This is a genomic window from Bradyrhizobium sp. 18BD (assembly GCF_054185225.1).
In genome coordinates this window covers 1-507 of the sequence record NZ_JAVAYL010000118.1, presented here as the reverse complement: position 1 = coordinate 507, position 507 = coordinate 1, and the positions used below count along the sequence as shown (strand labels likewise).

Here is a 507-nt window from a genome sequence, read left to right as displayed (position 1 = left end):
CCGTTGCGTCGTGCCTTGTTCGAGGATTTTGCCGATCGCTATTTCACCGATGTCAGCAAGCCTGACGGACGGGTCGACGACAAAACCGCGGCCGAGCACGCGAAAATGCTCGTCGGGCAATGGCTCAACAGCCGCCGGGCGGAATCGAACTTCTACGCAATCGGGAACTTGCTGCGTCAGGCGTCGGTCAGCGTCGATGCCAAGGGCAAGCTCGTCGTTTCAGCCGGGCGCACTGCCAATGGCAAGCTGATGAAATGGGTCGAGATCGCGCCTTTCGTCTGGCGGAACATCGACGGTCATGAGCGGCTTGCGGCCAAGGTGGTCGATGGCAAGATCGTGCGCTGGAGCATCGATGGCATATCGCCGTTCATGGTCTTCGATCGCGCACCGGCCTCACAATCCTCGACCTGGATTCTCCCCTTGCTCTACGCGAGCGTCGGAATCCTGTTGCTTACCTTCCTCCACTGGCCGGTCTCCGCATTGATCCGCCGGAACTACAAGGCACCA

Annotated in this window: 1 protein-coding gene; it reads left to right on the top strand. The window is 60.2% G+C overall.

The features are described 5' to 3' along the window. Positions 1-507 (top strand): hypothetical protein (locus RAD16_RS40680; protein WP_458163658.1); only part of this gene is annotated, 507 nt, incomplete at both ends.